The sequence below is a fragment of the Arthrobacter sp. B2I5 genome, from assembly GCF_030816735.1.
GTDB lineage: Bacteria > Actinomycetota > Actinomycetes > Actinomycetales > Micrococcaceae > Arthrobacter.
Window position 1 is genome coordinate 761691 of record NZ_JAUSYF010000001.1, and the last position, 25303, is coordinate 786993.

Here is a 25303-nt window from a genome sequence, read left to right on the forward strand (position 1 = left end):
CCTAAATTAAAGGTGCTCCTCCAAACTATTCAGTACTGCCGAACGTACGGAGCCAGCCGTTACGGCAGCGTTATGAGCGGCACACTCGTTCATGTTTATGAGCGTGCCGCTGCGATAGCGGAAATGATGGCGTGGGCTACTTCGGGATGAACAATGTCCCCGTGCTGACGAATGATGTTGTCAGCCTGCAGGTTGTAGATAGTTCCTCCTTCCAGGCTGTACTCGTCCTGAACGGCCAGAAGCGTTGCGGCAGCGGCCTCGGGAGTATGCTGGGCGCCGTTTCGGCCCAACCCCCCAAAACGGGAATTCTTATCGCCGAGGCCGGCAGCGTCGTCTCCGACGATGCTCGATGCGATGGGATAGGCCAGTCCCACTGCAGTATCGTTCACGGTGTAGCTGACGAGTGCCGGACCGCGAACAAGTTTGTCCGCGACTACCCGGCGAAACGCTCCCGTTCTGCCGTCCTTTTCTTCATCAAAGTCCACGGCGAACGCGTTATGTGAAAAGGCAGCCTGCAGCAGAGCTATGGAATGAACCGTCAATGCTGTGCCGGCGTCAGAGCCCCTGACAGCGGTTGTCACGAGCCGGGCACCGAACGAATGGCCGACGAGGTGAATCTTTAAGCCGGTGTGGAAGTCGCGGATTTGGCGGAGCAGGGCGTTCAAACCGGCCCCTACTGTCCCGGCCCTTTCCTTCATCAGATAGTAAGTTGAATAGTTGAGCAGGTTTCTTGCTGCGGATCTGACTCCGGAAAAGAACTCTCCAAGTCCGCTCGCCCCGCCCAGCTCACCCAGGCCCTCCGTGTCTGCCCCGGTTTCTGGCCCCTGACCGGGCGCAATTTCCACAGGAATTGGTTTAGCAAGCCGGACCATGAGGTCGCTTCCATCAAGAACGAAGAATTTTTGGGAGGTATCTTCCTCCGTGACTTCGTTCTGGGGGTTGGGTAGAACAGACCGGATGAGGTCGGCGAATTTAGCCTGTGCTTTCGGGCTGTCTTCAAGGTCAGGAAGCAGGGCCTTCGCCGTGGCGAGTTTGGCCCGTGAGTCTGGGCTGGTGGTAGCGTCCTCCAATTTATCGATCTGTTCGATGAGTGCAGCATCGGAGACGGCGTCGTCCAGTCCCGCGGCAGGTCCAGCGGCGATCTCGGTGTCAGCAAATTTTTTTGACGGCCACAGCACGGCAAGGATGCTGAAGTCGGGCGGACTTCCTGCTACGCGGGCGGCGGTTAATTCCGCCCTGAGCTCGCCCAGCAAGCCGCGGTACAGACGCCGGGCATCTTCCGCGTCGTTGTTCCATCCATGGGCGAGAACTATGAGTTCCGCCTCCGGACTGGTGCTGAGATACGTCTTCAACGCGTCGGCCTGGGCGGGTACCACCACCTCCCCGCGCTCGCTGAATTCCACTTCGAAGTACGGAAACCCTGAAACTTCCGTCATTTCTGCTCCTCCTTATATGGATTGGATGGCACGCATCAGATCGACAATGCCGTGACCTTGGAAATGCCGGTCACGCCCAAGATCCGTTGCGGACGAAAGGAAGATTTCTTTGATGTCGTCTGATTTTCCGATGAACTCGCTGCGCACTGACAGGAAGGCTGCGATGACGCCTGACACGTGAGGGGCGGCCATGCTGGTGCCGCTGTCCTCAACGTAATCACACGGCTGCTTGAATTTGTCTTCGGCTTTTCTTCTGGCCTCACCGGCCGCGCAGGAGAGGATCTTTTCGCCAGGCGCCACGAGGTCCGGTTTCAACCGTCCGTCCCCTGTTGGACCCTTTGAGGAAAAGTAGGAAACCCCATATTTATGGGGGCTTTCCCGGTGGGTGGATCCGACAGTGATGGCCCGCTCGGCGTTTCCGGGATCGTTGATGGTCAGGTCCAGGCCGGCAGACACCATGCCCTTGAATTTGTCATTATTGAAGCCGTACCCGGTATTGCCAGCCGCGACGACGACGACAACGCCGGAGCGGGCAAGAAGGTCCACCTCAACACACAGCGGACTTTGTCCGCAGGCGAACCACTCGGGTTCAAATTCGTATCCGACGCTTAGATTGACACCGTGAATCTGGATATTGCGGCCGTACGCGTTGACTTGCTGTATCTGTTCAAGGGCGGCAATTATCTGGCTGACCTTGCCCTGGCCGTTGGCGTCAAGCACCTTGAGGCTGACGAGCTTGCATTTGGGCGCCATGCCGGTGATTGAGGAAAGGGACAGCGGGTCGTATGAGACCTCTCCCTCTTGGTCGCGGCGCTTCGCAGCCGCACGGATCCGCGCACGCGGAGGTTTGGTCTGTTCATGGACTGCAGTTGTTGTTTCGTGGACTGAAGCAGCTTCTTTTACTGTGACTGCTTCTTCGCTGCCTGCGGCAGCTTTCTCTTTGATGCGGTCCCCCTTGAACAAGCCTCCGGCGATGATTCCGGCGACATGCGTTCCGTGTCCGAACTCGTCCGAGAGAGCCGTGCCTGAGTTGGTGAAATTCCAATGTGCCAGAGGTTTCCGGAGCTCAAGATTCCGGTACTTGGTGAAATGGGGGTGGCTTCCGTCGATGCCTGAGTCGACGACGGCCCAGACGATGTTCTCGCCGAACGCGGAAAATGAGATGCGAGCGGCATCGGCCTTCACGGTACTGACGGACTTATAGGTCAGCTTGCTGACCGGAAAGTCCGGCCAGATCCTGAAGATCAACCGCTTACTGGGAGATCTCTCGGATTGCCGTTCATCCAGCTCAACGAGTCTGCTGATGACCTGTGGCTCCAGCTGTGCTACGACATATTGGCTATTCATGGGACTGACGGGATCAACTCCCTGCCTGGCTTTGTTTACCCCTATTTGCAGTGCCACTTCAATCAGTTCACTGAGGTCGTCGGCTGCCCCTTTGCGGCCTCTCTCGTATGCGAGATTGACGTCGATCATGACATCCAGAATCGGGGGATTGTAGTCCCGCTCTTCCTCCGGCTTCGGTCCCTCGGTTTTCCACTTGTCAAGCCATGGCTTCATCAGTCTCAGGAGCGGAACAGCTATGACGGTCTTGTCCAGGACCTCCGGAGTGAACCCGCGGGTGTCCCTTGGGTTGGAATCCGGTAACGCCTCGGCACCCGTTCCTTTGCCGAGAGGTTCTGCCCTACCGTCCATGATCTGACCGCGTGGCCATGGCTACCTCCTTGAGGGCAGTTCTGAAACGACCCAGTCGTTCAGTCTGTACAGGAAGAACTTCACCATCCCAGCCGTTACTGCTGCGTTACCGCCCTTGTCTTCCCCTTCACGCCGATCCTCGCGTAGGGCCGTCAGATGCGGCGGTACCGGGTGAATCCGCTTTGCCCCGGATCTGCTTGAGCACGGTGTCAGCCTGCCGGTCTATCAGGCCTGTAACCAGTTGCTGCGCCGCTCCGAATACAACCGCCCAGGCAATGATTTGGGCAGAAGTGTCCAGATTGCTCAGACCGGGAACAAACTCCCCCCGCATAAGAACCAACCCAAGAAAAGCTGTGAGTGCCCCGGTCGGCAGTTTGAGGACGGCAAGTGCTACTGGGAGTCCCAACCGGCTTGAGGTGCCTCTCATATGCCTGAGGAAGAAGGAACCGGACAGCGCGCCGGAGACCATGCCGACGAACTCCAGGAGCATAATGTCAGTGCTGACGGGCGCGTTTCCGCTAGGGCAAACCCTCCCATCGGGAGGATTAAAGCAAATGTTCAGATCGTCGGGTCGGAGGAGCCCCCATACGGCTACTGCCACTGCTATGAACGTCATCAGTACGGCCGTGGACAGCAGCGTGTTTCGGAAATTCCGGACACGCGTAAATTCCCTTCTCGCCTCCGAACTCGCCGCCCTTACGCTCTGGATCACGAGTTCCACGTCACTGTCGTCCAGGTTTTCATGGTTTTTCAGAAAGGCTATGTTCTGCATATATTGCCGACGAGGATCGTTGACCGGAAGGTGTTGCCGGACGTGTGCCCAGAGGTGGGGCAATTGGCCCTTCAAATACGGCAGGGGTGCCCGGCGGAGGAGCATGGCCTCGGCGGCATCCAGATTGCTCATCGCCCTTTCAATGACTGCCCCGTTTTTCATATCCCACCAGTGGGAATTGCGACGCGCCGCCTGAAAGGCCGCTTCCAGATGTCCTAAGATCGCGTGGTCGAAAGTTTGGCGGGTTGTCGCTGTTGGGACGTGGTTGTCATCCATTGACTGGCCAGAAAACCAGTCGAAGATCGCTTTCATTTCCGCGACGCGTGTCAGTGCTTGTTCCCGCCAAGCACGGTTAGTTTGTTGCCCGAGAGGGAAAGGGGGCTCGCCCCTACTATTGAAAGACTCATCCGCCATCTCCATACCTCCTTTGAATCAGGAGTAAACCCCTGACAGCCTGACTGTGGAGCTACTGCTGGAGTCCCACGAACCGGATCTGGCGGAGATCGGTCAGTTCGGTCAATAGTCCTTCGGTATCCTCGAGAGGGTCCAACGCGGTGAGGCCGCCGAACGAGAGCCCCGTGCGCTGTTCGATGGAGGCGAGGGACTGCTGGGCGGTTTTGTGCTTGCCGAATACGAACTCCTCCTCGCGAAGGAAATCCCGCTGGGACATGGTGTAGCCGGTGGCGCAGAGCTGCCCCGTAACGTCATGGATGAACGCGATCACCTTCCAGAACTCGACGGGAATCCGCACACCGAACCTCACGGGGTCATCGTCGGCCAGGATTGGACCCGTGAAGACGGAGATCCGCATGTCGTCTTTTCGGGCATTCTGGAGGGCATAGTTTTCCAGTTCAAGCCAGATGCCGCCGTTGAACGGCTGCATCTGGGGGACAACGTTTGTGACGTGCATCGAGTCGGCGTTCGCCTTGGACGCCGAAGCTCCGGGGCCCCAGACCGGATCCTCCCGCCGTGTCATGTGGCCGCGGGAGAATTTCGGTTCGACGCCGTAGCACTCCCTGTGGATCTGAGCTTCAAGCGGGATGCGGGGGTCGGTGCGCCAGCCCGTGCGGGGCAACGGAGTGGACTGCAGCCCGTCAATGTTCACGGCACTGAAGAGGCACAGCCTGCGCCCCTTGCTCATCATCACGGAGAAGTGTTCGTACCGCAGCACGCCGTCGGTCTTTCCATCGGCCATAAACGTGAGGACGTCATCGCGCAGGTGTGTCACTGCCGGCAGAGGCACGGCCTCGCCGAGGAACGATTCGTCGTATCCCTTCCGGTCGCGGTAGTCGGCGGCGACTCCCTCGGTGAAGACGTCGTCTTCCGCGTCCGCGGCGGGCGACGCCGACGCCGACGCCGACGCCGTCCGGCCGTGCTGGCCGTCCTCCTCCGGATACGGGTTACCGGCCTCGACCGTGACCCGCAGGGGAATGACGAATGTGAACCTGTTTTCGATGCGGGACGCTGCCGGGGCCGGCAACGGACGGTCCGGGACTTGCTGAACGGCTGGAGCGGGCCGGCGTCGTCCATTCAGAACCTGGTCCAGGCGTTCCGCAACTGCCGCAGCGGGTACCGCGAAGTTACTTTGCAGGAACCGGCCGGCGAAGTGCAGGCCCACGGCCTCGCCGGTGGCCAGGGAGAGGACCACGGATCCGGAGTTGCCACCCAATGTTGAGCAATCGTGGCGGGCCGCCGCTGCGTCCGACCCGATCAGCTGCCCGGGAGCGAGCCGCTTTTTGTCGTAGACGTTCCCGAAGATTTCGTCCATCAGTTGCTGGTCCGGGATTCTGCTGTCGCGTGCCGGATAGCCGATCACCGCCACCAGTTCCTCCGCACCTGACTGGGTCGACAGCCTGATCGGCGTTGCCAGCGGGCTCTCCCTGGTTGGGGTGACGCTCATGAACGCCAGGTCTGGTCCGTCCGGATCCTCGATGTGCAGGATGCGGTTCAGCCGGAACGTCCTGTCCCTGCTGCTGCCGATTTCTTCCAGGAAGTCGACTGAAGCGCTCATCTGGGTGCCGGTGAGACCCTGCTTGAACACGAACGATGTGCCGTTGCTGCGCCCGAACTCGGCCGCCACATGCCTGTTGGTGACCAGCACATCGGGCTGCACCAGCCAGCCCGTGCCCAACCATGCCAGGCTGTGCCCCTCAACCTCGATGCGGCCAACGGCGCGTGCCGCGGCCGCCAAGTGCGCGGACGCGTCCCGCAACCGTGCTCCCCACACGCTGCTCTCGGCGTCGGAGAAGATCAGCTGGGCTTCGTCGTCCACAACGGCCAGGACGGGGCGTCCCGTCCGCAGGACGATAGTTTCCTGGGCGAATTCGGACCTGCCCACCGTTTGGCCGCCGATGTCCATGGTTGGAGCGCGGCCAGGCGGGGCCCCTTCGAGGTCGGCTGCGGCCTCTTGAAGGCTGGACGGGACGGTCTCGCGGCGTTCGAGCATTTCCTGGGCCAGCTGGCCATCCCGGCTGCCGATCCGTGCGTTGGCCGCCTTGAGCCGGCCGATGAGGTCCTCCACTTGCTTTAACCCTTCACTCGTCGGGGACAGACCCGTCACTTTGGCGTCCAAGTGCGGTTGCCACCGCAAGGACGTTCATCCGGAGGATGCTGACCGCCACGGACAGGTCCAGCCCCGCTGTCGTATCCCTGGGCGTATGTTCATCGGTGTTCAGCTGGTCCTCGCCCTCGATGGTCAGCACGGCAGGGAGCCCGGCGTCGATGAAGGACACGTGGTCCGAGGCGAACGGGTGCAGTGACGTGAAGACCTTCAGGTCCGACGTTTCGTGGGCTGCCTGTGCCAGTGCGTCAATTACGTGCTGGGAAACGGCCGCCCCTTCGAGCAGGACTGACGGCGCTGCGGTGTTGAGGCGCCCGATCATGTCCATGTTCACCGCCATGATGATCCTCGTGCGCTCGGCCTGTGCCAGCCCGGCCACGTGGATGCGGCTGCCGTGCAGGCCCTGTTCCTCGCCGCCAAACGTGACCAGGCGCAGGTCATGCTGTGTGATGGTGGCGGCCAGCACCCGTGCGATCTCCAGGACGCCTGCGGCGCCGGAGGCGTTGTCATCCGCCCCCGGTGCCGGTGCGTTGACTCCGCCCGCCTCGTTGATGGAGTCCAGATGGGCCATGACGTACACCAGCCGCCGTTCATTCGCGGGCGCGGTGCCGGGTTTGTCGGCGATGACGTTGAGGGTGTGGCGGCCGCTGAAGGAGACCGGCTCTTCCCGGGTGGCATACCCCAGGGCGGCGAGCCGTTCCCCTGCCTGGCGGGCCGCGTCGCGGTAGGACTGCGAGAACGAATGCCGGGTGGGGTGAGCGGTCAGTTCCTCAAGGACTTCCCGGTATGTTTCGGCCGAAACGTCGTCAGCTGCTGTGGCTGTGGCCGTCGCGGCGGCCCGGCGTCGGGCCACTTCCTCCCGGGGGAGCGGGACAGGCCGGGGCCGCCCGCCCGGTGCACGCCGGCATCCTGAACCCGGGACCTGTCCATTCATGGTTTTTACCTAGCTCTCAGGTGCGTCGAAGCTTTCCGTAACCCCGGTCAGATCGGTGGAGTTCTGTCCCGGGGCAACCGCACCAAGGCCCATGCCGCGCTTGGCGAACCCCGCCCAGATGTCCGGCAGATCGTCCGGGTTGAGGGCGGCTGCCGCGGAAATGATCCCGTCGCGGGCCTGCAGGAACGTTGGCCGCGACGGCGTCAGCTTGAGCCCGCCAACCACGTCCAGCAGGACCAGACGCTCGGCTTCTTCGTGCCCGTGCTTGGCCACCAGATTTACGAAGACCTCCCAGAGGGCTGCGCACCAGATTTCCCCGGCGTTGTGCACGACGTTGTTGGGCCCGCCGGCATTGGGGCTTATGGGCGGTCCCACGGGAAGCATCTGCCCGGCACTGATGTGGCGGAACGTCAGCGGGTTCTTGGCGGTGTCGGCGCTGTAGGGATAGCGGCGGATCGAGTAATAGTAGTTGTCGTTGAACGTTGGGGTGAGGTCGGTCCAGCCGCCCACCGGAAAGGCGCCGCCGGTGAAGTCATCGGCAGGCTGCGACGTCATGGTGATGGCAAAGAAGTCGCCCCAGCCCTCGCCCATGGCGCGGCCCTGCTGGTTGGTCAGCCCCGTGGAGTTTCCCACCAGCCGGTTGGTGATGTAGTGGCCCATCTCGTGGAACGTGATCAGGGCCTCGTGGTTGCTCGTGCGGGTGGGGTTGTTGGGTTGCGGTCCCAGGAACTCGTACATCTGCATCCGGGGGCTGGCCCCGTCCGCCGGGGTGGACATGTTGGCGTTGTCGGTGCCGCTGAAGTCGTTGCCTTCGGCGAGGACCGGATCCCCGCCGGTGCCGCCGCGACCAAAGTTGTCCATCTGTGCGTTTCCGGCCCCCTCGTCGAAACCGGCCTCGTACCACCGGTCATGGAGCCAGTTGACGTGGAAGAACATGCCCACCAGGCTGTTCTGGAGGTTCGTGGCGTCGCTGGCGTTCTTGGCGTGGTCGTAGGTGTAATCGAACGTTTCGGGTGCGGTGACCTTTCCCAGCACATCGCCGGCTCCCAACCCGGTGGGCCCCTGCAGATCCGCGTAGGCTACGCAGTTGTTGCCCTGGGTGGTGGTTGCCCCCGGTGGCAGCCACGGGTCATGGCCAGGCAGGCTCTCTAACGTGACCAGGCGTTCCTTGACTGGGTCCGCCTGGAATCCGTTGGGAGTTCCGGTCGGGTGGGGGGAGCCGGGCGCGGGGCCGTCATGCGGCCTGAACAGGGTGTCTCCCGTGTTGTGCACCCGGTAGGTGAACGGGGCGCTCTCGCTGGAGAGGTTCTTGCGGTACAGCACGAAGGGGGTTTCCACCGCGTCGATTACGTAGCTGAATGCGGGGAATCCGGCGATCCACAGTTCCAGGTAGTGGCCTGCGGCAAATTGCTGATTGCCCAGCGGGAACATGACGTCCTTGACGCGGACCTGCCGTTCGAACCTGGGCCGCGGATCGTTGTCTCGGGGCCTGAACTCGTACAGCCGGTAGGGTCCGTCGCCGGGTTGTGTTTCCGCTGCCCCGAAGTCGGCGGCCTGGTACATCACCCGGGTAAGGTCGAACGCGGCCCTGGCGATACTGTCCTCCGGTGTCCGCGGCTGCGCCGCGAGGGACTCGCGGGACTGGCGGCCCGCGGCGCCCGCCCCGGGGAAAAACTGGCCGGCGAGGGAAATGACCTGATTGGCGTCGTCGAGCGCCACCGTCATGTCCGAATCGAAGACCTCCACGCCATCCACGCTCTGGTAAAGCTGCGCGGTCTTCAGGCCGGTGCGGCTGACTGAACGCACCTGCACAGCGTCCGCGTCGTCGTCGGCCAGGTTCCACACGGCGCGCCTGTCCTGGATGAACTGGCGCGCGGCATCGGCCGGGTCCTCCGAGCCGGGCTCGGACAGCCTTCCGGCGGGCCGGCGGCTGATGACACGGTTGGGCAGCCCCGTGGTTTCATCCTCCTCGATGATGAGGTCCGGCACGTCCGCGGATAACTGCTCCCGCCCGGTGGTGGGCATCTCCGCGGCGGGCTGCTCGGCGCTGCGTGCCGCCTGGACGCCGCGGTCGTAAAGGGCGTGGTAGTCCTCAGGGATCATGTGCCACCTCCATCCGGCAGCCGGAAACTTTCCGGCCACACACTCTTGTACTGCCTGTTGAGTGCCCCGCACCTGCGCGGGACGTGGTGATCGGGAAGATTCTCCCGCGTCCGCGTCACATTGGCGTCACCGTAGCACTGCCCGCCCACACCGGCGCGGTCACGGGTGACGCTCCGGTGACGAGCCGTTGCGACCATGCCTTGAACGGGTCAATCCGACCCGCCCACACTCGCGAAGGGGAGAACGATGGCAAACGAAACAAGCGATGAATACGCCGAGTTCGACGAGCAAGCAGTCACGGCCACCCTTGAGGCATCGAGGCAACCGTTTGAAGGGCGCAACCTTCAGGAGGCTGACTTCTCCGCCGTGGATGGCGGCGAACTCGAACTCCGTGCGTCATGCATCTCAGTCACGTCCGGAAACCACAGGGTCTGCCTTAAGCTTCCGCTGGGAATCGGGAATGTCTGCCTCCCGTTGCCGTTCGATCTTCCTAACGGCACCGCGGTCCGGGCGTGCCTGAGCACCCGCACCAAGTGGGGTATCCCAACGGGCGTATGCGTCAAGCTTTACGTCGCCGGCGAGCAAATTGCGAGCAAGTGCTTCCCGTAAGCACAACACCCTTGCGCGTCAGAAGTCACCAACGGCCCGGGCGGGACAGGAAGCTCCGCCCGGACCTCCAACGAATCACAAGGAGTAGAAGTGCATGACGCAGTGCGGTTCGAGCGCTCTTCCTATTGCGCCAACAGTTGTTGCGTTGAGGTGGCCGTGGTGAGCCGGGCGGGAATCGTCCTGGTGCGCAGTTCACAGGTCCCCGACGCGCAGATCACCTTCTCCGCGGAGGAATGGCGGGCCTTCCTCGCCGGAGTCAAAAATGGTGAATTCGAGGTTTAGCTGCCCTGGGCGTCCCAGGTCTTCGCGAAGATGTCCTCGTCCAGGAACGCGGCAGCCGTAACGCCGCTTGCTACTGCCGTGGCCACGAACGTCATGTTTGCGGCAGCCGTGGTCGCCTTGGCCATGTCGCCCACGGCGAGGACACGGGGCACCGACGTGCGCTGAAAGTGGTCCACCTGGACGCGGCCATCGTCCGTTAGGCGGCACCCAAGTGTGTGGGGGAGGGGCGAGCCTTGCCGGAAGCGGGTCGAGAGGAAGCCTGCGTTGTAGGTCCGCACAGTGGAATCTCCCATCAGCAGCGCCAAACCCCCTGCTGAGGCCCGGATCCCAACTATGTCGCGGTTCACTATCAGGATGCCGCCCCTGCTGAGCCGCTCCCGCGTCCCGGTGCAGAAGTCCGGCTTTCCATTGGTGCAAAGCTCTACGTCCCGGCTGATGCGGTCATGCACGTAAGCAGCCATGAAGGCTGCGTGTTCGCTGTTGCCAAGCACAACCAGGCGTTGATCCCGTACCTCGAAGCCGTGGCACAGGGGACAATGGAACAGGCAGGTGCCGTATGCGCTGCCGACTCCCGGGATTGGTGGAAGCACGTCCACCACCCCAGTGGCCAGAATCAGGAAATCCGCGTAGATGGTTCCCGCTGCCGCAGCGGACACCAGGACCCGCGAATCCTCCACCAGAACATTCGTGGCTTCCGTCAGCAGCAGTGAAACGGTATGGAGTCCCGCAAGCTCCCGGCGGGCCGCGAGGACCAACCCTTCCGGAGTCATTCCCTCGCGCCCCAACAGCATGTGCACACTGGAAGCGGCTGCGTTCCGCCCTTGGTGGCCATCCAGCAAAACGACACGCCTTCGCTGTCTGCCAAGCACCTGCGCGGCCGCCATGCCGGCCGGGCCACCGCCGATGATAGCCACTTCGAAGTGGGACTGGGACTCCATGCCCGAGGCTCTCAACGCAGGGGTTTCAGCGCACACGAGCTGGATTTGGGCTTGCCAGCATGAGCTCGTACATGCGCGACGAGAGTTGTGTGGGAATACCGGCCTCAACCAGGAGGGCCCTGTATCTATCCACCTGCCGCCGGGCCTCGCTGACATTACCTTCCGCAAGGTGAACCCGGATGAGGCAACGGTGGGCGCTCTCCCGCAACGGATCACCCGCAATCGCCTGCAGCGCCGCTTCGATCGCGTCGTCGAACCTTTCTGCACTTACGTACCAGGCGGACATTCGCTCCAGGGCGTGGAGCCGGACCTGGTGCTGGCGCTCGCGGTCGATCACCAGCCAGTCGTCGTACCAGCCGGGCAGTAATTCCCAGCTGAGCGAACCGCTCTGTACCGGCGGGGCTTGGCCCGGCAACCACCGATCCAGCCGATCGCGCAGCAGGGTCACATCCACCCGCATGGACGAGGCCAGGTAGAGCCTGTCACCGACCGCCGCCACTAGGGAACGGTCGTCCGGCCGCGGAAGCCTCCATAGCGTCGAGCGGAGGCATCCCCGTGCCTGCGCCTCGTCAAGGTCAGGCCACAACTGGGCGGAGACCGCTGTTCGCGTCACCGTGTTGCGCAGCGCCAAAAATGCCAGCAGATGCTCAGCGCGGGGGGCTAGTTCCACTGTTGACTCGCCGTGTCTCAGCCGAAAGTCCCCTAAGAGTCGAAGGTCAAGAGCCGGTCCGCCGTGAGGCTCGCAGTTTCTCCCCAATTCCATGGCATAGTCCTCTCCCGCCTGCTCACCCCACAGAGTCTGGGCTGTAGGGGGAGTCCATCTCCCATGGCGTTATTGCTGCGTTACCGTTGACCAAGGCAACCAGCGGCCATACGGGATAACGCGCCTGTAACGCCTCGGTCTTAGCCTGGTTTTCATCTGCCGACCAAGCACGGAGAATCAGTCCTAAGGAAACTGCAGTGGACTCAAAAGTTTCCCGACTCGTTGCCCTCGGGCTGCAGGGCAACTACGTCGCCGACCTGGAGCTGACGCCCGGTTCCATGACTCTGGGCCGTAGCCATACCAACGACCTAGTGCTTTCGGAACCAACCGTGAGCAGGGTGCACGCGTCGCTTTCTGTGGACGACTGTGGCCGTGTTTGCGTCCGGGATCTGGGGTCCAGTGCCGGAACGACCGTTAACGGACGACCCGCATCCGGGCCGGTTCTTCTGCGCTCTGGCGACGTAATCGCCTTTGGCGGTGCCCGGTTCCGGTATCAAGGTGCATCCGAAAGGGATGAGGCAACGGCTGCCTTGCCGGTCCAGCAGGGGGACCGCCGGCGGCCACACGAAGAGCACATCAGGGGCCAGTACGACATAGAGAGCCAGCGCGCGGGAAATATCAGCAACGTGGCAGGTAACCAGTACACCGCCTATGTCAGCCATGTTAGGCAAGAACGTGAAAGCTTCCTCCAGACAATAGCGGCCACACGGACGAAAGCACGCTGGACGATCTGGATTGGTTTTGGCCTGACCATTGCGGGTGTCGTGGTGGTTGGAGTGAACTTTGTCCAGTTCGTGGAGGACGTGTCCACCTACACCGGTAATGGTTTTCCTTCCTCGTTTCGCGGCTACATCGTCGGTATTTTCATCGTGGGCGGAGGGCAACTGCTGATGATCATAGGCGTGGTCCTTCACATCGTTGCAACGTCCAGACGGAAGAGGTTGGACCGCGAATTCCCGTCGCCTCGTGCAACAGGCTATTGAGCGAGTGAAGGAGTAAATGAATTGGGATTCAACATCAACCATCAGACAGGCGGAGTAGTCAACAACGTTGAAGGGAACCAGTACATTCACGGGGATCAGCGAAGCGGGATGGTCAACACAGGCTCGATACGCGACGTGATCCGGGAATTGGAACGGGGTGTTGCCTCACTTGAGCTGTCCAGCTCACAGCTGGCGGCGATCTCCGGACACATCAAAGAGCTGAACCAGGAAGTCAGCCACACCCATCCAGAACCGGAAAGGGTTGCAGGGGCCCTCAAGAAGATAACGGAAATTGCAGGCGCCGCAGGGGCCCTTGCAGGTCTGGCCGGCCCAATTCAAAGTCTGATCACGTGGCTGGGCCCGCTTGGGCAGCCCATCGCCAGACTGCTTATGGGTGGGTGACCAAGAACTTGCCGGAGCGCTGATCCTCCCAATAACGGCGCCGTAACGCCACGTTTTGCACTCTGGCTGCCATAAGCAGCAGGCATGGCCGAACGGGAGAAAACGCTGTGGGCACGACCATTAACGAAGACCAAAGAGATCTTCCCCGCTCAAAACCGGAACTGATTGTCGTGTTGCAACCGAAGCAAGCACGCCGCCTTGCAGCGGTTGCTCCGGAATCGCGAGATGTATCAGGGGCAGCGTTCACTTCCGCAGCGGGTCCATTGTCCGATGTGCTCGGCGCCCACGGCGCCGCCCTGGTCCCGCTTTTCCCTCAGGCCTTCGCTGAGAGCGGCCGCGCTCCGTCCGCCCCAGCTGAGGAAAGGCAGGAAGGCAACGACGGCGTCAGCCCTGCAACACCCGGGGCGGAGCGTGAGGGGGACCTCCCTACGTACTTCCGGGTGGAAGCCCCCACCGGGGATCTGGAATCCATCGCGGAGGAACTCCGCGCCAGCGACGGCGTGGCAGGAGCTTATGTTCGGCCTCCCATCCTGCTGCCGACCATCCAGACCCCTCCGCTCCGCTGAACGCGATGGTTCCCAGGCCGGAGGAACCGGCAGCCGCCACCCCGGATTTCACATCCCGCCAGGGCTACCTGGATCCGGCCCCCGCCGGAGTGGACGCACGATTTGCGTGGACCATTGCAGGCGGCCGTGGAGCCCGGATACGGATTGTGGATTGCGAGCATGGCTGGCTGTTCGACCACGAGGATCTGCTGGCCAACAACGGGGGAATTGTCAGCGGGTCCAACAACGCCTCAAATGATCATGGCACTGCCGTGTTTGGCATCCTCGGAGGAGACCGGGACACCAAGGGAGTCACGGGTATTGCGGCGGACGCTTGGCTTGCGGCCTCGTCGTGGACCAACCAGGCTGCAGCAACAGCAATTACAGAAGCTGCAGACGAGTTGCGGCCCGGTGACTTCCTGCTCCTCGAGGGCCAACTGGGCGGGCCCAAACACACCAACCCGAATTCGGACATTGGCCTCATCGCCCTTGAATGGTGGCCGGACCTCTTCGCTGCCATTCGTGCAGCAGCAACCGGGGCATCATCGTCGTTGAGGCAGCGGGCAACGGATTCCAAAACCTTGACGACGCTGCTGGTGACCAGTCCGTGGGGGATCGGCATCCTGAAGCAGCAGGGCAACACGTTCAGCAATCCGGTGATCGCGGCCAATGGCACGCGGTTTGGCGGGTGGCTGCTCAACACCGCAGACAACCGTCAGGGAGCCCTTGCTGACTTTGATGGGGATACGCGCGCGGAGATCCTGGTGACCAGCCCCTGGGGGATCGGTCTTCTGGAACAGGCGGGACGCACGCTGGGTAACCCGGTCATCAAGCCCAACGGCACCCGCTTCGGGCAGTGGCTGCTGAATACCGCGGACAACGAATTCGGCATCTAGGCCCGTTCAACTCACTTCATAAAGTGGTTGCGCGCAGTTACATCTTCCGTAAAACCCCGGGCCTCGTTACTTAATGTCTGAGACACGCCTCTCCCTAACAAGTAGGGGGATTTGCCGCATTGACTTTCTTTTTCAACGTGAGGATCCTCGAACTTACATATTCGATGTATTAACGCTGCTGGAATCGGGTAGCCATGGGCGACGATGACTGTGGAATATTCAAACTAGACCTCATGCACGCCTGGCAACTCCGCCAGGAAGGAAGAACAATCTGTGTTGCGGCCCGTCAGCAGCGGCTGATCGCCGCTCTTGCGGTGCGGGGAACCCGGCTCAGAACTTACTTGGCGGGCATGTTGTGGCCGGAGTATCCGGACGCAAATGCGCTGGAAAGCCTGCGGGTGACGGTCCACCTGATTACCCGGCAATTGCCAGGCTTACTCGTCAAGAGCGGAGCATTACTGTCTTTGGACAGGCGGGTGGACGTGGATCTGCACAGGGTGCGTGCCGCCCTGGCGGAAGCGGCGAAGGCCAATAACTGCGATGCGGCGTCCCTGCTGCCGGAGATTCGGGACGTGGACCTCTTGCCTGGCTGGTACGAAGACTGGGTAATGTTCGAGCAGAGCCGGCTGCAGCACGACCAGGTCCGGGCATTCACTTTGGTATCACGGCAGCTTGCAGCCCGTGGCGAAAACGAGGCTGCCGCAGATGCGGCAATCGCCGCACTGGAAATCGAACCTCTTTACGAAAGTGCCGTCCGAGAACTCGTCATGTCGGAACTTGCGCAGGGAAACGTTGCTTCGGCTTTGTTGGCCTACGACAAGTATGCAGGTCAACTGCAGTCGGAAATAGGCGTTCGCCCCTCGGAAGGCCTAAGCCGTCTTATGCAGGAGAAACTGAACCGTCAGGGACGCAACGCACAGGAGAACAGTTACCCTCTCCCATCGACAGCAGTTTGAGTGAGCAGCCACTGACGCACAATGCTTAGCACTCTGTCGGGATCAGCAGCGGAAACCGCAGTTTGTTCAGTGCTAGCCCCGAAGCCATAGGTGATCCTGGCACGAAAACCGGGTGGTATCTCGCCGCCTTCAATCCACGTACGTATAACCAGCGTGCCGCCGTTTGCCGGGCTTCCTTCCTGTCGGCCAATAGGTATTGCTCCCACGTCATCCATTTGCATACTTACTCACTTTCTCCACCACTAAAGTTCCTTCACAAAGAAAAACCGTCCCGTCGGCTCAGACCCCGCACTGGACGAGGTACCGAACAGCTTTCATCCTGCCGCACAGAAATCAGTAGTTGGCTCTGCCTTCGGAAACTTTCACGCAAACTTGAGTCTTTACGCAACCTTGAGTCTTGAACTCCAGTGGAAGAGCTGTCCAAGTCGCCTCTGCAGGAGGTGATGGGGCGTTGATGGAAAGGGGGCAGGACGTGATGGGGCGTTGGTGGAAAGGGGGCAGGACGTGATGGTGCGTCGGCGGAAAGGCGGCAGGACGTGATGGGGCGTTGGGGGAAAGGCGGCAGGACGCGATGGCGCGTCGAAAGAGGGGGCGCCACGCTTGACGCCCTCGCACCCTCCCGCATATCCTGAACGAACGGTCGGTAAATAATTCGGCACGTCCCAGACGGTCTTTGCATAGGAGCAACCATGGCAGCGCAGAACCTGCAGTCAGTGCCCGCTGAGCTAACCCCGGAAGAAGAAGCCGCAGGCCAGGCCCACTTCGACCGCATCATCGCCGAGGACTCGCGCATCGAGCCCCGCGACTGGATGCCCGCGGCCTACCGCAAGACCCTCCTGCGCCAGGTTTCCCAGCACGCGCACTCCGAGATCATCGGCATGCAGCCGGAAGCCAACTGGATCTCCCGCGCCCCCAGCCTGAAGCGCAAGGCCATCCTCATGGCCAAGGTCCAGGACGAGGCCGGCCACGGCCTCTACCTCTACTCCGCCGCCGAAACCCTCGGACAGTCCAGGGACAAGATGATGGACGACCTCATCGCAGGCAAGGCCCGCTACTCCAGCATCTTCAACTACCCGGCCCTGACGTGGGCGGACATGGGCGCCATCGGCTGGCTGGTGGACGGCGCAGCCATCTGCAACCAGGTCCCGCTGTGCCGCGCCTCCTACGGCCCCTACGGCCGCGCCATGGTGCGCATCTGCAAGGAAGAGTCCTTCCACCAGCGCCAGGGCTTCGAGATCCTCCTTGAACTCTCCAACGGCACCCCCGAGCAGAAGCAGATGGCCCAGGACGCCGTGAACCGCTGGTACGCCCCAGCCCTGATGATGTTCGGCCCGCCGGACGACGATTCACCCAACTCCAAGCAGTCCATGGCCTGGAACATCAAGCGGTTCAGCAATGACGAGCTCCGCAGCCGCTTCGTGGGCATGATGGTGGAGCAGGTCAGGGTCCTGGGCCTCACCCTCCCGGATGACCAGGTCCGCTTCAACGAGGACACCAGAAAGTGGGAGCACGGCCCCCTGGACTGGCACGAGTTCCAGGAAGTCCTGGCCGGCCGCGGTCCCTGCAACGCCCAGCGCCTTGAGCGGCGGAGGGAAGCGCACGACGACGGCGCCTGGGTCCGCGAGGCAGCGGCGGCTTACGCAGCAAAACAGGCAGCAAAAGAGTCAATGACGACGAAGGAATACGCAGCATGAGCCCGCACGGCAACCCGGACGCCCCCGCAAGCGCCGCCACCGAAATCAACCGCGAAGCCCCCAAGGCATCCCCAGCTCCAACCGAGCACCACGACCGGAGCGCCTGGGGCCTCTGGGAGGTCTTCGTCCGGTCCAGCCGCGGCCTGAGCCACGTCCACGCCGGATCCCTGCATGCCCCGGACGCTGCCATGGCCCTCCGCAACGCACGCGACCTCTACACCCGCCGCAACGAGGGCGTGTCCATCTGGGTTGTCCCGGCGGACGCCATCGCCGCCAGCGATCCCGACTCCAAGGGCTCCTTCTTCGAGTCCCCGCAGGGCAAGGACTACCGGCACGCCACGTACTACACCAAGAGCGAAGGGGTAAAGCACCTGTGAGCACCCCCGAAACCACCACCGGCCACGGCGACATCTCCACCGGTGTGGCCGGCGGCGACTCCAACGCCTCGGCCACCCGAATCACCCCCGGCAACGCCCTGCGCCCGGAGGACATCGCCCTGGAGGTCCGCACGGGCCTGGTGAAGCCGTCGGAGGACATCGCCGAGTATGCCCTCCGCCTCGGCGACGACGCCCTGATCCTCGCCCAGCGCCTGGGCCACTGGATCTCCCGTGCCCCCGAGCTGGAGGAGGACATCGCGCTGGGCAACATCGCCCTGGACCAGCTGGGCCACGCCCGCAGCTTCCTCACCTACGCCGGTGCCGCCCTGACCAACGACGACGGGTCGGCGAAGTCAGAGGATGACCTGGCCTACTTCCGCCGCGAGCACGAGTTCCGCTCCGTCCAGCTGTTCGAGCAGCCCAACGGTGACTTCGCGGCCACCATCGCCCGCCAGTTCGTGGTGAGCATCTACCAGTACCTGCTCTACCGCCGCCTCACCGAGTCCACGGATGAGACCCTGGCCGCCATCGCCGCCAAGGCCGTGAAGGAAGTGGACTACCACCGGGACCACAGCGCCCAGTGGGTCCTGCGCCTTGCCGGCGGCACCGACGAATCGCGGAAACGGATGATCCACGGCCTGCGGACCATGTGGCCGTACGTCGGCGAACTGTTCCGGGACGATGACCTGACGCAGCGCCTCGCTGAGGCGGGTGCCGCCGTCGCTCCTTCCTCGCTGAAGGAGGACTTTGACCGCCTGGCCGGTGAAATCCTCACGGAGGCGGAGCTGGAGATCCCGGACGTGCCCGCAGCCCCGGGCGGCGGCCGGTACGGCAAGCACTCGGAACACCTGGGCTACATCCTCGCCGAAATGCAGGTGCTGGCCCGCGAGCATCCCGGAGCCAGCTGGTGACCGCCGTGTACATCTCGGACTTCGAGTCCCGCACCCGCACCCCGCAGCAGGACGCGTGGGACATTGCGGCCACCGTCTGCGACCCCGAGATCCCGGTGCTCACCATCGCGGACCTGGGCATCCTGCGCAACGTGGAAGTGCAGGACGGAAAAGTCACCGTCACCATCACGCCCACGTACTCGGGCTGCCCGGCCATGGACGCCATCCGTGACGACCTCTACACGGCCTTCAAGAAGGAAGGCTACGACGACGTGCACGTGGACCTGGTCCTGGCCCCGGCCTGGACCACGGACTGGATGACCGAGGCCGGAAAGCAGAAGCTGCAGCAGTACGGCATCGCCCCGCCCAGCGGAAACTCCAGGGCCGGCGGCCACTCCGGCCCCATCCGGCTGAGCCTGGCCGTGAAGTGCCCGCAGTGCAGCAGCCTCAATACCAAGGAACTCACCCGCTTCGGTTCCACGTCCTGCAAGGCGCTGTATGTGTGCCAGGACTGCAGGGAACCGTTCGACTACTTCAAAGTCCTGTAAGGAACCGCCATGCCTGTTGTCCGCCAGACCGCCGCCGAAGAGGCTGAGGTGACCGGCCGCCGTCGTCCGTCCTTCCATACCCTGGCCGTGAAGGAGGTGCGCCGGCTCACTGATGATGCCATCGAGGTCAGCTTCCATGTCCCGGCGGAGCTCGCCGGCAAGTTCGACTACCTGCCCGGCCAGTACGTGGCCCTGCGCACCACGCTGCCGGATGAAACCGGCGAACCCAAAGAGATTCGCCGCAGCTACTCCATCTGCGCCGAGCCGCGCAGCTTCGCGGACGGCACCAGCGAGATCCGCGTGGCCATCAAGAAGGACCTGGGCGGGCTGTTCTCCACGTGGGCCAACGCCGAGCTGAAGGCCGGGGACACCCTGGACGTGATGAGCCCTATGGGCGCGTTCGTGTCCAAGCACGGCCGTGACGGCGTGGCTGTAGACCAGAACGTCATGAACTCAATGAACCACCCGGAGGACCTGGCGGGGGAGGCCGGGAACTTCGTGGCCATCGCCGCCGGCTCCGGCATCACCCCGGTGATCGCCATCGCCCGGACGCTGCTGGCCGCCAACCCGGAGACCCGGTTCGACCTGATCTACGCCAACAAGGCCGCCATGGACGTGATGTTCCTGGAGGAGCTGGCGGACCTGAAGGACAAGTACCCGCAGCGGCTGGCCATCCACCACGTGCTCTCGCGCGAGCAGCGGATCGCGCCGCTGCTGAGTGGCCGGATCGATTCGGAGAAGCTGCAGCAGCTGCTGGGCACCGCCCTGCACGCGGACGATGTGGACGAATGGTTCCTGTGCGGGCCGTTCGAGCTGGTGCAGCTGTGCCGGGACACCCTGGCCGAGCGCGGGGTGAAGCCGGAGAACGTCCGGTTCGAGCTCTTCACGTCGGGCAAGCCGGACCGCCCGGAGGGCAACGCCGGCCGTCCCGTGGTGGTGGACGAGTCCAAGGAGACGTACAAGATCACGTTCAAGCTGGACGGCCTGCAGGGCGAGGTGGCCAGCCCCACCCACGCCCGCGAGTCCATCCTCAACGCCGCGCTGCGGGTCCGCCCGGACGTGCCGTTCGCGTGCGCCGGGGGAGTGTGCGGCACCTGCCGCGCCAAGGTGATCACCGGCAGCGTGACCATGGACGAGAACTACGCGCTGGAGCAGGATGAGCTGGACAAGGGCTACGTCCTGACCTGCCAGAGCCACCCCACCAGCAAGGAAGTCACGGTCGACTTCGACGTCTAAGCCGTTCCCCCGCTTACCCCTTTCCGAACAAAGGAGTTCCATGATTTCCCTTTCCATCAGCAACGGTGTTGCAGAAGTCGTCCTGGACGCGCCGCAGAAGCTGAACTCGCTGGATGAGCGGGCGCTGCGGGATTTAACCCAGGCGTACGACGACGCTGCTGCCGCCGCCTCACGCGGTGAGGTGCGGGCGCTGCTGCTAAGGGGAGAGGGCAGGGCCTTCTGCGCGGGCCGGGACATCGCGGGGGTCACCCCGGAGAGTGACGACGCCGCGGCGTACCTGGGCGGGCTCGTGGAGCCGCTGCTGAAGAAGATGGCGTCCTTCCCCGCGCCGACGTTCGCTGCCGCGCAGGGGGCCTGCCTGGGCGTGGGGCTGGGGCTGCTGCTGGCCACGGACGTGGTGTACGTGGCGGAGAACGCGAAGTTCGGCTCGCCGTTCGCCAAGCTGGGGGCCACGCTGGATTCGGGCGGGCATTGGTACTTCACGGAGCGGCTGGGCATGCACCGGACGCTGGACCTGATCTACACGGCGGACCTGATCTCGGGCGCCGAGGCGGTGGCACAGGGGATGTTCAGCCGCGCCATGCCCGCTGACGAGTTGCTGGATACGACGCGGGCCATTGTGGAGCGGGTGGCTGCCGGTGCCACCGAGGCGTTCGTTGCGTCGAAGGAGCTGGTGGCGCACATCCGCGACCAGCGCCTGGGCTTGTGGGAGGCCATGCAGGAGGAGAACGAGGAGCAGGCGCGGCTCTGCAAAACCGACGATTACGCGGAGGGCTTCAGGGCTTTCCAGGAGAAGCGTGAGCCGAAATTCACCGGCGGCCACTAGAGGATTCGAAATATTGATCAAGAGCTCTTGAAGAATTCTTGATTGAACCTTGCAAGGCGATTGCAGAAATCTTTATTTGTGTTCGCGAGAGTAGGCGAAGCCGGGCAAACCGGCCGATGCGCGCTGCCGGTCTCAAATAGGCAGCCCCATCTGGGAACCTACTCTGGGGGCAATAATTGTCTGAGGTTTTGAACGCGGATGTCGATGGTAAGGAAGAGAACGGCTTCAGCCGTCGGAGGGTAGTCGCAGGAGTTGCCTGGTCGCTGCCGGTGATCGCAACCGCCATCGCCGCTCCAGCGGCTGCGGCCTCGGGAGCGCTTACCCTGGCGGCCAGCCCGATCGTCACTATCAACATTTCTAAGCAGCAAGGGGCAAGTGGCACGCGTACCGGTCAAGGACCTGCGACGCTCACCATCCAGAACACCTTCGCAACGGCCCAGACAGTAACTGTAGGAATCGTTCCCACCGTCGACAAGGGAGCGATTGCTACAGGCATAGCCGTTAAGTCGTTGAATGGAAACGTAGTAAATGCGGCAACTTTCAACTCGGCCTATGCCTCGACCGCAACTATTACCATCTCCGCCAACCAATCGGCGGCTCAAGCCATTTCCTTCTATTACCTCGACGGTACGGGCCAAGCCAAGGTGACGAGCGGTCAGACTTACACCTTTACGATGACCCTCACTGCCGGTTCGTCCACTTTTGTTATACCCGGCATCAAAATGGTCATTCCGTGATCTGGCACCACGCCCGCTTGGTCGCAGAGGTCTGCACGGAACCAAGGGCTCGGGTCGCTCTCCTGCACCTCGACGCAGCCCAACCTGTAGTCCTGGAAGGGCCGGCTGCCGTAATTTGGGACCTGATTGACGGTCACAGAACCGAACAGGACATCTTCAGCGAGCTTGAGGCCACCTTCAAGGACCAGTCAGGACAGATGCAGGTGCAGGTGGAAGGGTTCCTGGCGAGCCTCGAAGCGCAGCGCCTGATCGAGGCCGCCCGCGGCGTTTCCCACTAACGGCATGACGTCCGCGGGGATCACAGCGAGCCAACGTTTGGCCTGGCAGCAACGCCTGTTCGAAGAGTTGGCACAAGGCGGTGACCTGCTGTGCCTAAACGTTGTGGGACAGCGGTTTGTGGTCCGCTGGGGCCGTGCGGTCACGTGGCAGCAGCGGGCATCAATGAGTTCGGCCTGGGCACGGTGTACAAGCAACAGCCTTGAGCCGCTGCTGCCGCCTGAGCCGATGGAACCCGCTGATGGCAGTCCCTTCACGGCCTCAGTCACCTGCGCGTCCATGAAGTATGGCGACGGCACCTTCCATATCGGAGCACCGACCTTTGAGGAGCTTGCTGAGAACCTCACGTCCCGGCTGACTGTGTCCGCGATCCTGGCCAACGCCGGTGAACTGACCATGCTCCACGCCTGCGGGGTTGCGGACCCCGTCACGGGGGCTGTTGTGGCGCTTGTGGCAGAGTCGGGAACAGGGAAGACCACTGCAGCTTCTGTACTCGCCAGGACCTATGGCTACGTCACGGACGAGACGGTGGCCATCGCCTGGGACGGCTCTGTGGTTCCTTACCCCAAGCCGCTGTCGGTAAAGCAGGGAGCTGGCTCACCTAAACGCCAGGCGGGGCCGGATGAGTTTGGACTCCAGCCGGCCCCGGCCATGCCCTTCATCCAGTCCATCGTGCTCTTGAACCGCGTCCAGGGGGCGCGTCCAGTGGCTCCGGTGCTGGAAAGGGTACCGCTGGCCGACGCCATTCTCGCGCTGATCCCTGAATCGTCCTCGCAGGCAGAATTCGTGGATCCGCTGCAGTCGCTGTGCCGCCTCATCGAGAGTGTTGGGGGAGTGTGGCAGGTGACCTACTCGGAGGCAGCGGACCTCCCAGCCGCTCTGGAGCCCCTGTTCCAGCTGCAGGCAATGTCAGGCACAGAGTGGGAAGCGGCCGCACCGGACGATGCACAGCGGACGCCCCTTCCGGCGGCCAGCATCCAGCGTAGGGCCGCAAGAGATGCGGTGAAGATCGGCGGCGACCTGCTGGTCATGTTGGACAAGGACATAGTGCGGCTGAGTGGGATCGGCCCGGCCGTGTGGGAAGCCTGCGCCGGCCCGGTGGGGCTGGACCAAGTAACGGAACACATCGCGAAGCTGCACGGCGAAGCCGAAGGTTACCAAGCCGCCGTCGCCTCAGCCGTAGAGCAGCTCACCGCCAAGTCGGTATTGGAACGCGGCGAAAACTGAACCCGCCTGCAAGGCAAGTACAAAGACCTGAATTTAAGGAACCACTATGAGCGCAGCAACCACGCCCCCGGAGGCCTCCCCGGGCCTGGACCTGGCGGACTACCTGAACATTCTGCGGGTGTACTGGAAGGCCATTGTCGCCTTCACCCTGCTGGTCACGCTGGCAGCTGCAGGATGGACTGTTCTGCAGCCAAAGATCTACTCCTCCGATTCCAGCGGCATAGTGGTCACGCCGGGCTCGGACAACGTGAGCCTGGCACTGGCCGGGGACAGCCTGGCCAAGGCCAAGGTCAAGAATTATGAGTCCGTCGCAAAATCGCGGCTCGTCGCGGACCGGGTCATTCAATCCCTGGGCCTGAAAACAACTGCCGATGCGCTCCTCGGCAGCATCAGCGTCAAGGTGCCGCTGGACACTGCCGAGATCAGGGTCACCGCACAGTCAACGGATCCCGCAACTGCGCAGCGGGTGGCCGATGCCTGGGTCAACGGCCTCGCCGCCCAAGTGGAGGCCATTGAGACGGCGCCCCCAGCTGACTCGGCCGGACAGGGCAGCGCCGCGGCAACGCCTAACGAGGGATCGCAGGCGAATGCAGCGACGGCCGTCCGGGTACTCCCGCTGGGCAAAGCTGTCCTTCCTGCCAGCCCCACGTCACCCAACACCAAGCTCAATCTGGCCCTGGGTGCCCTCGTCGGGCTGGCCCTGGGCGTGGCCTATGCACTGATCCGAAGGCACCTGGACCGGCGGATCCGGAAGGCTGCAGACATCGAACGGCTGTTCGGCGTTCCCGTGATCGGTACCCTCCCTGTGGACCACCGGTTGGATGGGAAGAGCACCATCGTGGACGCGGGTACCGCCGCAGAGCTTCATGACGCTGGCGGGGCCATGGCCGAAGCCCTCCGCGAGCTTCGCACCAACATTAGTTTCCTTGACGTCGACCAGCCACCGCGGATAATCGTGGTCACCAGCTCGCTCCAGGCTGAGGGTAAGTCCACGGTGACGGCCAATTTGGCGGTCACCATGGCGGCAGCGGGTGAAAACGTGGTGGTGGTCGACGGCGACCTCCGCCGGCCCACGCTGGTGGACGTCTTCAATCTCGTGCCGGGAGTAGGGGTCACCGATGTGCTCACGGGCACCGCCGACCTCGCTGATGTCCTCCAGCCCTGGGGTGCGTTGCCCAACCTCTCAGTCCTGGGATCGGGCCGCATCCCACCGAATCCCAGCGAGCTGCTGGGTTCCCGTGCCATGAAGAACATGCTCACCACCTTGGCCAAGGATGCTGTGGTCCTGATCGACGCACCGCCGCTTCTTCCCGTGACGGATGCCGCGGTCCTCTCGCGCGCCGCCGATGGCGCCATTCTCGTGATTCGCTCTGGCAGGACCACCCAGGAGCAGCTGGACCAGTCCCTGGGGAACCTTGAGAAAGTCAAGGGGCGGGTCCTCGGAGCCGTGCTCAACTACGTTCCCATCAAGGGAACCGACGCCTACTCGTACTACGGAACCTACACCTCGGCGGCCGCGCCGTCGTCTGCAGAACCTGAGCCCGTCGACGATTGGCAGGACGCGGACACGCACGCGCTGGAAGCCGTCCCTGGCGCGCGCAGGGCCAGGATCTAGGCG

The 25303-nt window shown here is 63.0% G+C and carries 25 protein-coding genes; 17 read left to right on the forward strand and 8 right to left on the reverse strand.

Annotated elements, in window-relative coordinates; all coding sequences use genetic code 11:
- Positions 1 to 95: 95 nt before the first annotated feature.
- The 6 genes from QFZ60_RS03650 to QFZ60_RS03675 all read right to left on the reverse strand — a co-directional run bounded on the left by QFZ60_RS03650 (position 96) and on the right by QFZ60_RS03675 (position 9500).
- Positions 96 to 1436 (reverse strand): hypothetical protein, encoded by a 1341-nt coding sequence (locus tag QFZ60_RS03650; RefSeq protein WP_307088240.1) that lies wholly within the window; start codon positions 1434 to 1436, stop codon positions 96 to 98.
- Positions 1437 to 1448: 12 nt separating this feature from the next.
- Entirely contained in the window at positions 1449 to 2912 is a 1464-nt protein-coding gene (locus tag QFZ60_RS03655) for a S8 family peptidase (RefSeq protein ID WP_307088241.1), read from the reverse strand.
- Between the two features lie 346 nt (positions 2913 to 3258).
- Entirely contained in the window at positions 3259 to 4323 is a 1065-nt protein-coding gene (locus QFZ60_RS03660; RefSeq protein WP_307088243.1) for a hypothetical protein, read from the reverse strand.
- Positions 4324 to 4369: 46 nt separating this feature from the next.
- Complete coding sequence (locus tag QFZ60_RS03665) at positions 4370 to 6424, reverse strand: DNA/RNA non-specific endonuclease (protein WP_307088245.1); 2055 nt, start codon at positions 6422 to 6424, stop codon at positions 4370 to 4372.
- A 13-nt stretch (positions 6425 to 6437) separates the two neighbouring features.
- Positions 6438 to 7397 carry a M28 family metallopeptidase gene (locus tag QFZ60_RS03670; protein WP_307088247.1) on the reverse strand — a complete coding sequence of 320 codons (960 nt, stop codon included), beginning with the start codon at positions 7395 to 7397 and terminating at the stop codon, positions 6438 to 6440.
- Positions 7398 to 7406: 9 nt separating this feature from the next.
- Positions 7407 to 9500 (reverse strand): M36 family metallopeptidase, encoded by a 2094-nt coding sequence (locus tag QFZ60_RS03675; RefSeq protein WP_307088249.1) that lies wholly within the window; start codon positions 9498 to 9500, stop codon positions 7407 to 7409.
- A 246-nt stretch (positions 9501 to 9746) separates the two neighbouring features.
- Here QFZ60_RS03675 and QFZ60_RS03680 point away from each other — a divergent pair, with 246 nt between their 5' ends.
- Both QFZ60_RS03680 and QFZ60_RS03685 read left to right on the forward strand, forming a co-directional pair.
- Complete coding sequence (locus QFZ60_RS03680) at positions 9747 to 10109, forward strand: hypothetical protein (protein ID WP_307088250.1); 363 nt, start codon at positions 9747 to 9749, stop codon at positions 10107 to 10109.
- Positions 10110 to 10199: 90 nt separating this feature from the next.
- Positions 10200 to 10391: a DUF397 domain-containing protein gene (locus QFZ60_RS03685; RefSeq protein ID WP_307088251.1), complete on the forward strand. Its 192-nt coding sequence runs from the start codon at positions 10200 to 10202 to the stop codon at positions 10389 to 10391.
- Here QFZ60_RS03685 and QFZ60_RS03690 read toward each other — a convergent pair.
- The gene (locus tag QFZ60_RS03690; RefSeq protein ID WP_307088252.1) at positions 10388 to 11329 is read right to left on the reverse strand and encodes an NAD(P)/FAD-dependent oxidoreductase; all 942 of its coding nucleotides are present in this window, start codon (positions 11327 to 11329) and stop codon (positions 10388 to 10390) included. The two genes, QFZ60_RS03685 and QFZ60_RS03690, sit on opposite strands and share 4 nt — an antisense overlap.
- Before the next feature lie 25 nt (positions 11330 to 11354).
- On the reverse strand, positions 11355 to 11828 hold the full coding sequence (locus QFZ60_RS03695; RefSeq protein ID WP_307088253.1) for a bacterial transcriptional activator domain-containing protein: 474 nt from the start codon (positions 11826 to 11828) through the stop codon (positions 11355 to 11357).
- Positions 11829 to 12289: 461 nt separating this feature from the next.
- Between QFZ60_RS03695 and QFZ60_RS03700 the strand changes: the two genes are divergently transcribed.
- The 15 genes from QFZ60_RS03700 (at position 12290) to QFZ60_RS03770 (ending at position 25300) form a co-directional block, all read left to right on the forward strand.
- The gene (locus tag QFZ60_RS03700) at positions 12290 to 13075 is read left to right on the forward strand and encodes an FHA domain-containing protein (protein WP_307088255.1); all 786 of its coding nucleotides are present in this window, start codon (positions 12290 to 12292) and stop codon (positions 13073 to 13075) included.
- 21 nt (positions 13076 to 13096) lie between these two features.
- The gene (locus QFZ60_RS03705; protein ID WP_307088256.1) at positions 13097 to 13477 is read left to right on the forward strand and encodes a hypothetical protein; all 381 of its coding nucleotides are present in this window, start codon (positions 13097 to 13099) and stop codon (positions 13475 to 13477) included.
- A gap of 272 nt (positions 13478 to 13749) precedes the next feature.
- On the forward strand, positions 13750 to 14043 hold the full coding sequence (locus tag QFZ60_RS03710; protein ID WP_307088257.1) for a hypothetical protein: 294 nt from the start codon (positions 13750 to 13752) through the stop codon (positions 14041 to 14043).
- Between the two features lie 5 nt (positions 14044 to 14048).
- Complete coding sequence (locus tag QFZ60_RS03715; RefSeq protein ID WP_307088258.1) at positions 14049 to 14918, forward strand: hypothetical protein; 870 nt, start codon at positions 14049 to 14051, stop codon at positions 14916 to 14918.
- Positions 14919 to 15112: 194 nt separating this feature from the next.
- Positions 15113 to 15874 (forward strand): BTAD domain-containing putative transcriptional regulator, encoded by a 762-nt coding sequence (locus tag QFZ60_RS03720; protein WP_307088260.1) that lies wholly within the window; start codon positions 15113 to 15115, stop codon positions 15872 to 15874.
- A 689-nt stretch (positions 15875 to 16563) separates the two neighbouring features.
- Positions 16564 to 17568, forward strand: coding sequence for a 1,2-phenylacetyl-CoA epoxidase subunit PaaA (gene paaA / locus QFZ60_RS03725; RefSeq protein WP_307088261.1), 1005 nt, complete (start codon positions 16564 to 16566; stop codon positions 17566 to 17568).
- Positions 17565 to 17945, forward strand: a complete 381-nt coding sequence (gene paaB, locus QFZ60_RS03730; RefSeq protein ID WP_307088264.1) for a 1,2-phenylacetyl-CoA epoxidase subunit PaaB — start codon at positions 17565 to 17567, stop codon at positions 17943 to 17945. Before paaA ends, paaB begins: the two co-directional genes overlap by 4 nt.
- A complete protein-coding gene (gene paaC, locus QFZ60_RS03735; RefSeq protein ID WP_307088266.1) occupies positions 17942 to 18856 on the forward strand; it encodes a 1,2-phenylacetyl-CoA epoxidase subunit PaaC in 915 nt (304 codons plus the stop codon). Before paaB ends, paaC begins: the two co-directional genes overlap by 4 nt.
- A complete protein-coding gene (gene paaD / locus QFZ60_RS03740; protein WP_307088268.1) occupies positions 18853 to 19383 on the forward strand; it encodes a 1,2-phenylacetyl-CoA epoxidase subunit PaaD in 531 nt (176 codons plus the stop codon). The genes paaC and paaD overlap by 4 nt, the downstream gene beginning before the upstream one ends.
- Before the next feature lie 9 nt (positions 19384 to 19392).
- Positions 19393 to 20619: a 1,2-phenylacetyl-CoA epoxidase subunit PaaE gene (gene paaE, locus QFZ60_RS03745; protein ID WP_307088270.1), complete on the forward strand. Its 1227-nt coding sequence runs from the start codon at positions 19393 to 19395 to the stop codon at positions 20617 to 20619.
- Positions 20620 to 20659: 40 nt separating this feature from the next.
- On the forward strand, positions 20660 to 21445 hold the full coding sequence (locus QFZ60_RS03750) for an enoyl-CoA hydratase/isomerase family protein (RefSeq protein WP_307088272.1): 786 nt from the start codon (positions 20660 to 20662) through the stop codon (positions 21443 to 21445).
- Between the two features lie 176 nt (positions 21446 to 21621).
- A complete protein-coding gene (locus QFZ60_RS03755) occupies positions 21622 to 22182 on the forward strand; it encodes a hypothetical protein (protein ID WP_307088274.1) in 561 nt (186 codons plus the stop codon).
- Positions 22179 to 22460, forward strand: coding sequence for a PqqD family protein (locus QFZ60_RS03760; RefSeq protein WP_307088276.1), 282 nt, complete (start codon positions 22179 to 22181; stop codon positions 22458 to 22460). Before QFZ60_RS03755 ends, QFZ60_RS03760 begins: the two co-directional genes overlap by 4 nt.
- 226 nt (positions 22461 to 22686) lie before the next feature.
- Positions 22687 to 23685, forward strand: coding sequence for a hypothetical protein (locus tag QFZ60_RS03765; protein WP_307088278.1), 999 nt, complete (start codon positions 22687 to 22689; stop codon positions 23683 to 23685).
- Positions 23686 to 23731: 46 nt separating this feature from the next.
- A complete protein-coding gene (locus QFZ60_RS03770; RefSeq protein WP_307088280.1) occupies positions 23732 to 25300 on the forward strand; it encodes a polysaccharide biosynthesis tyrosine autokinase in 1569 nt (522 codons plus the stop codon).
- Positions 25301 to 25303: the final 3 nt, after the last annotated feature.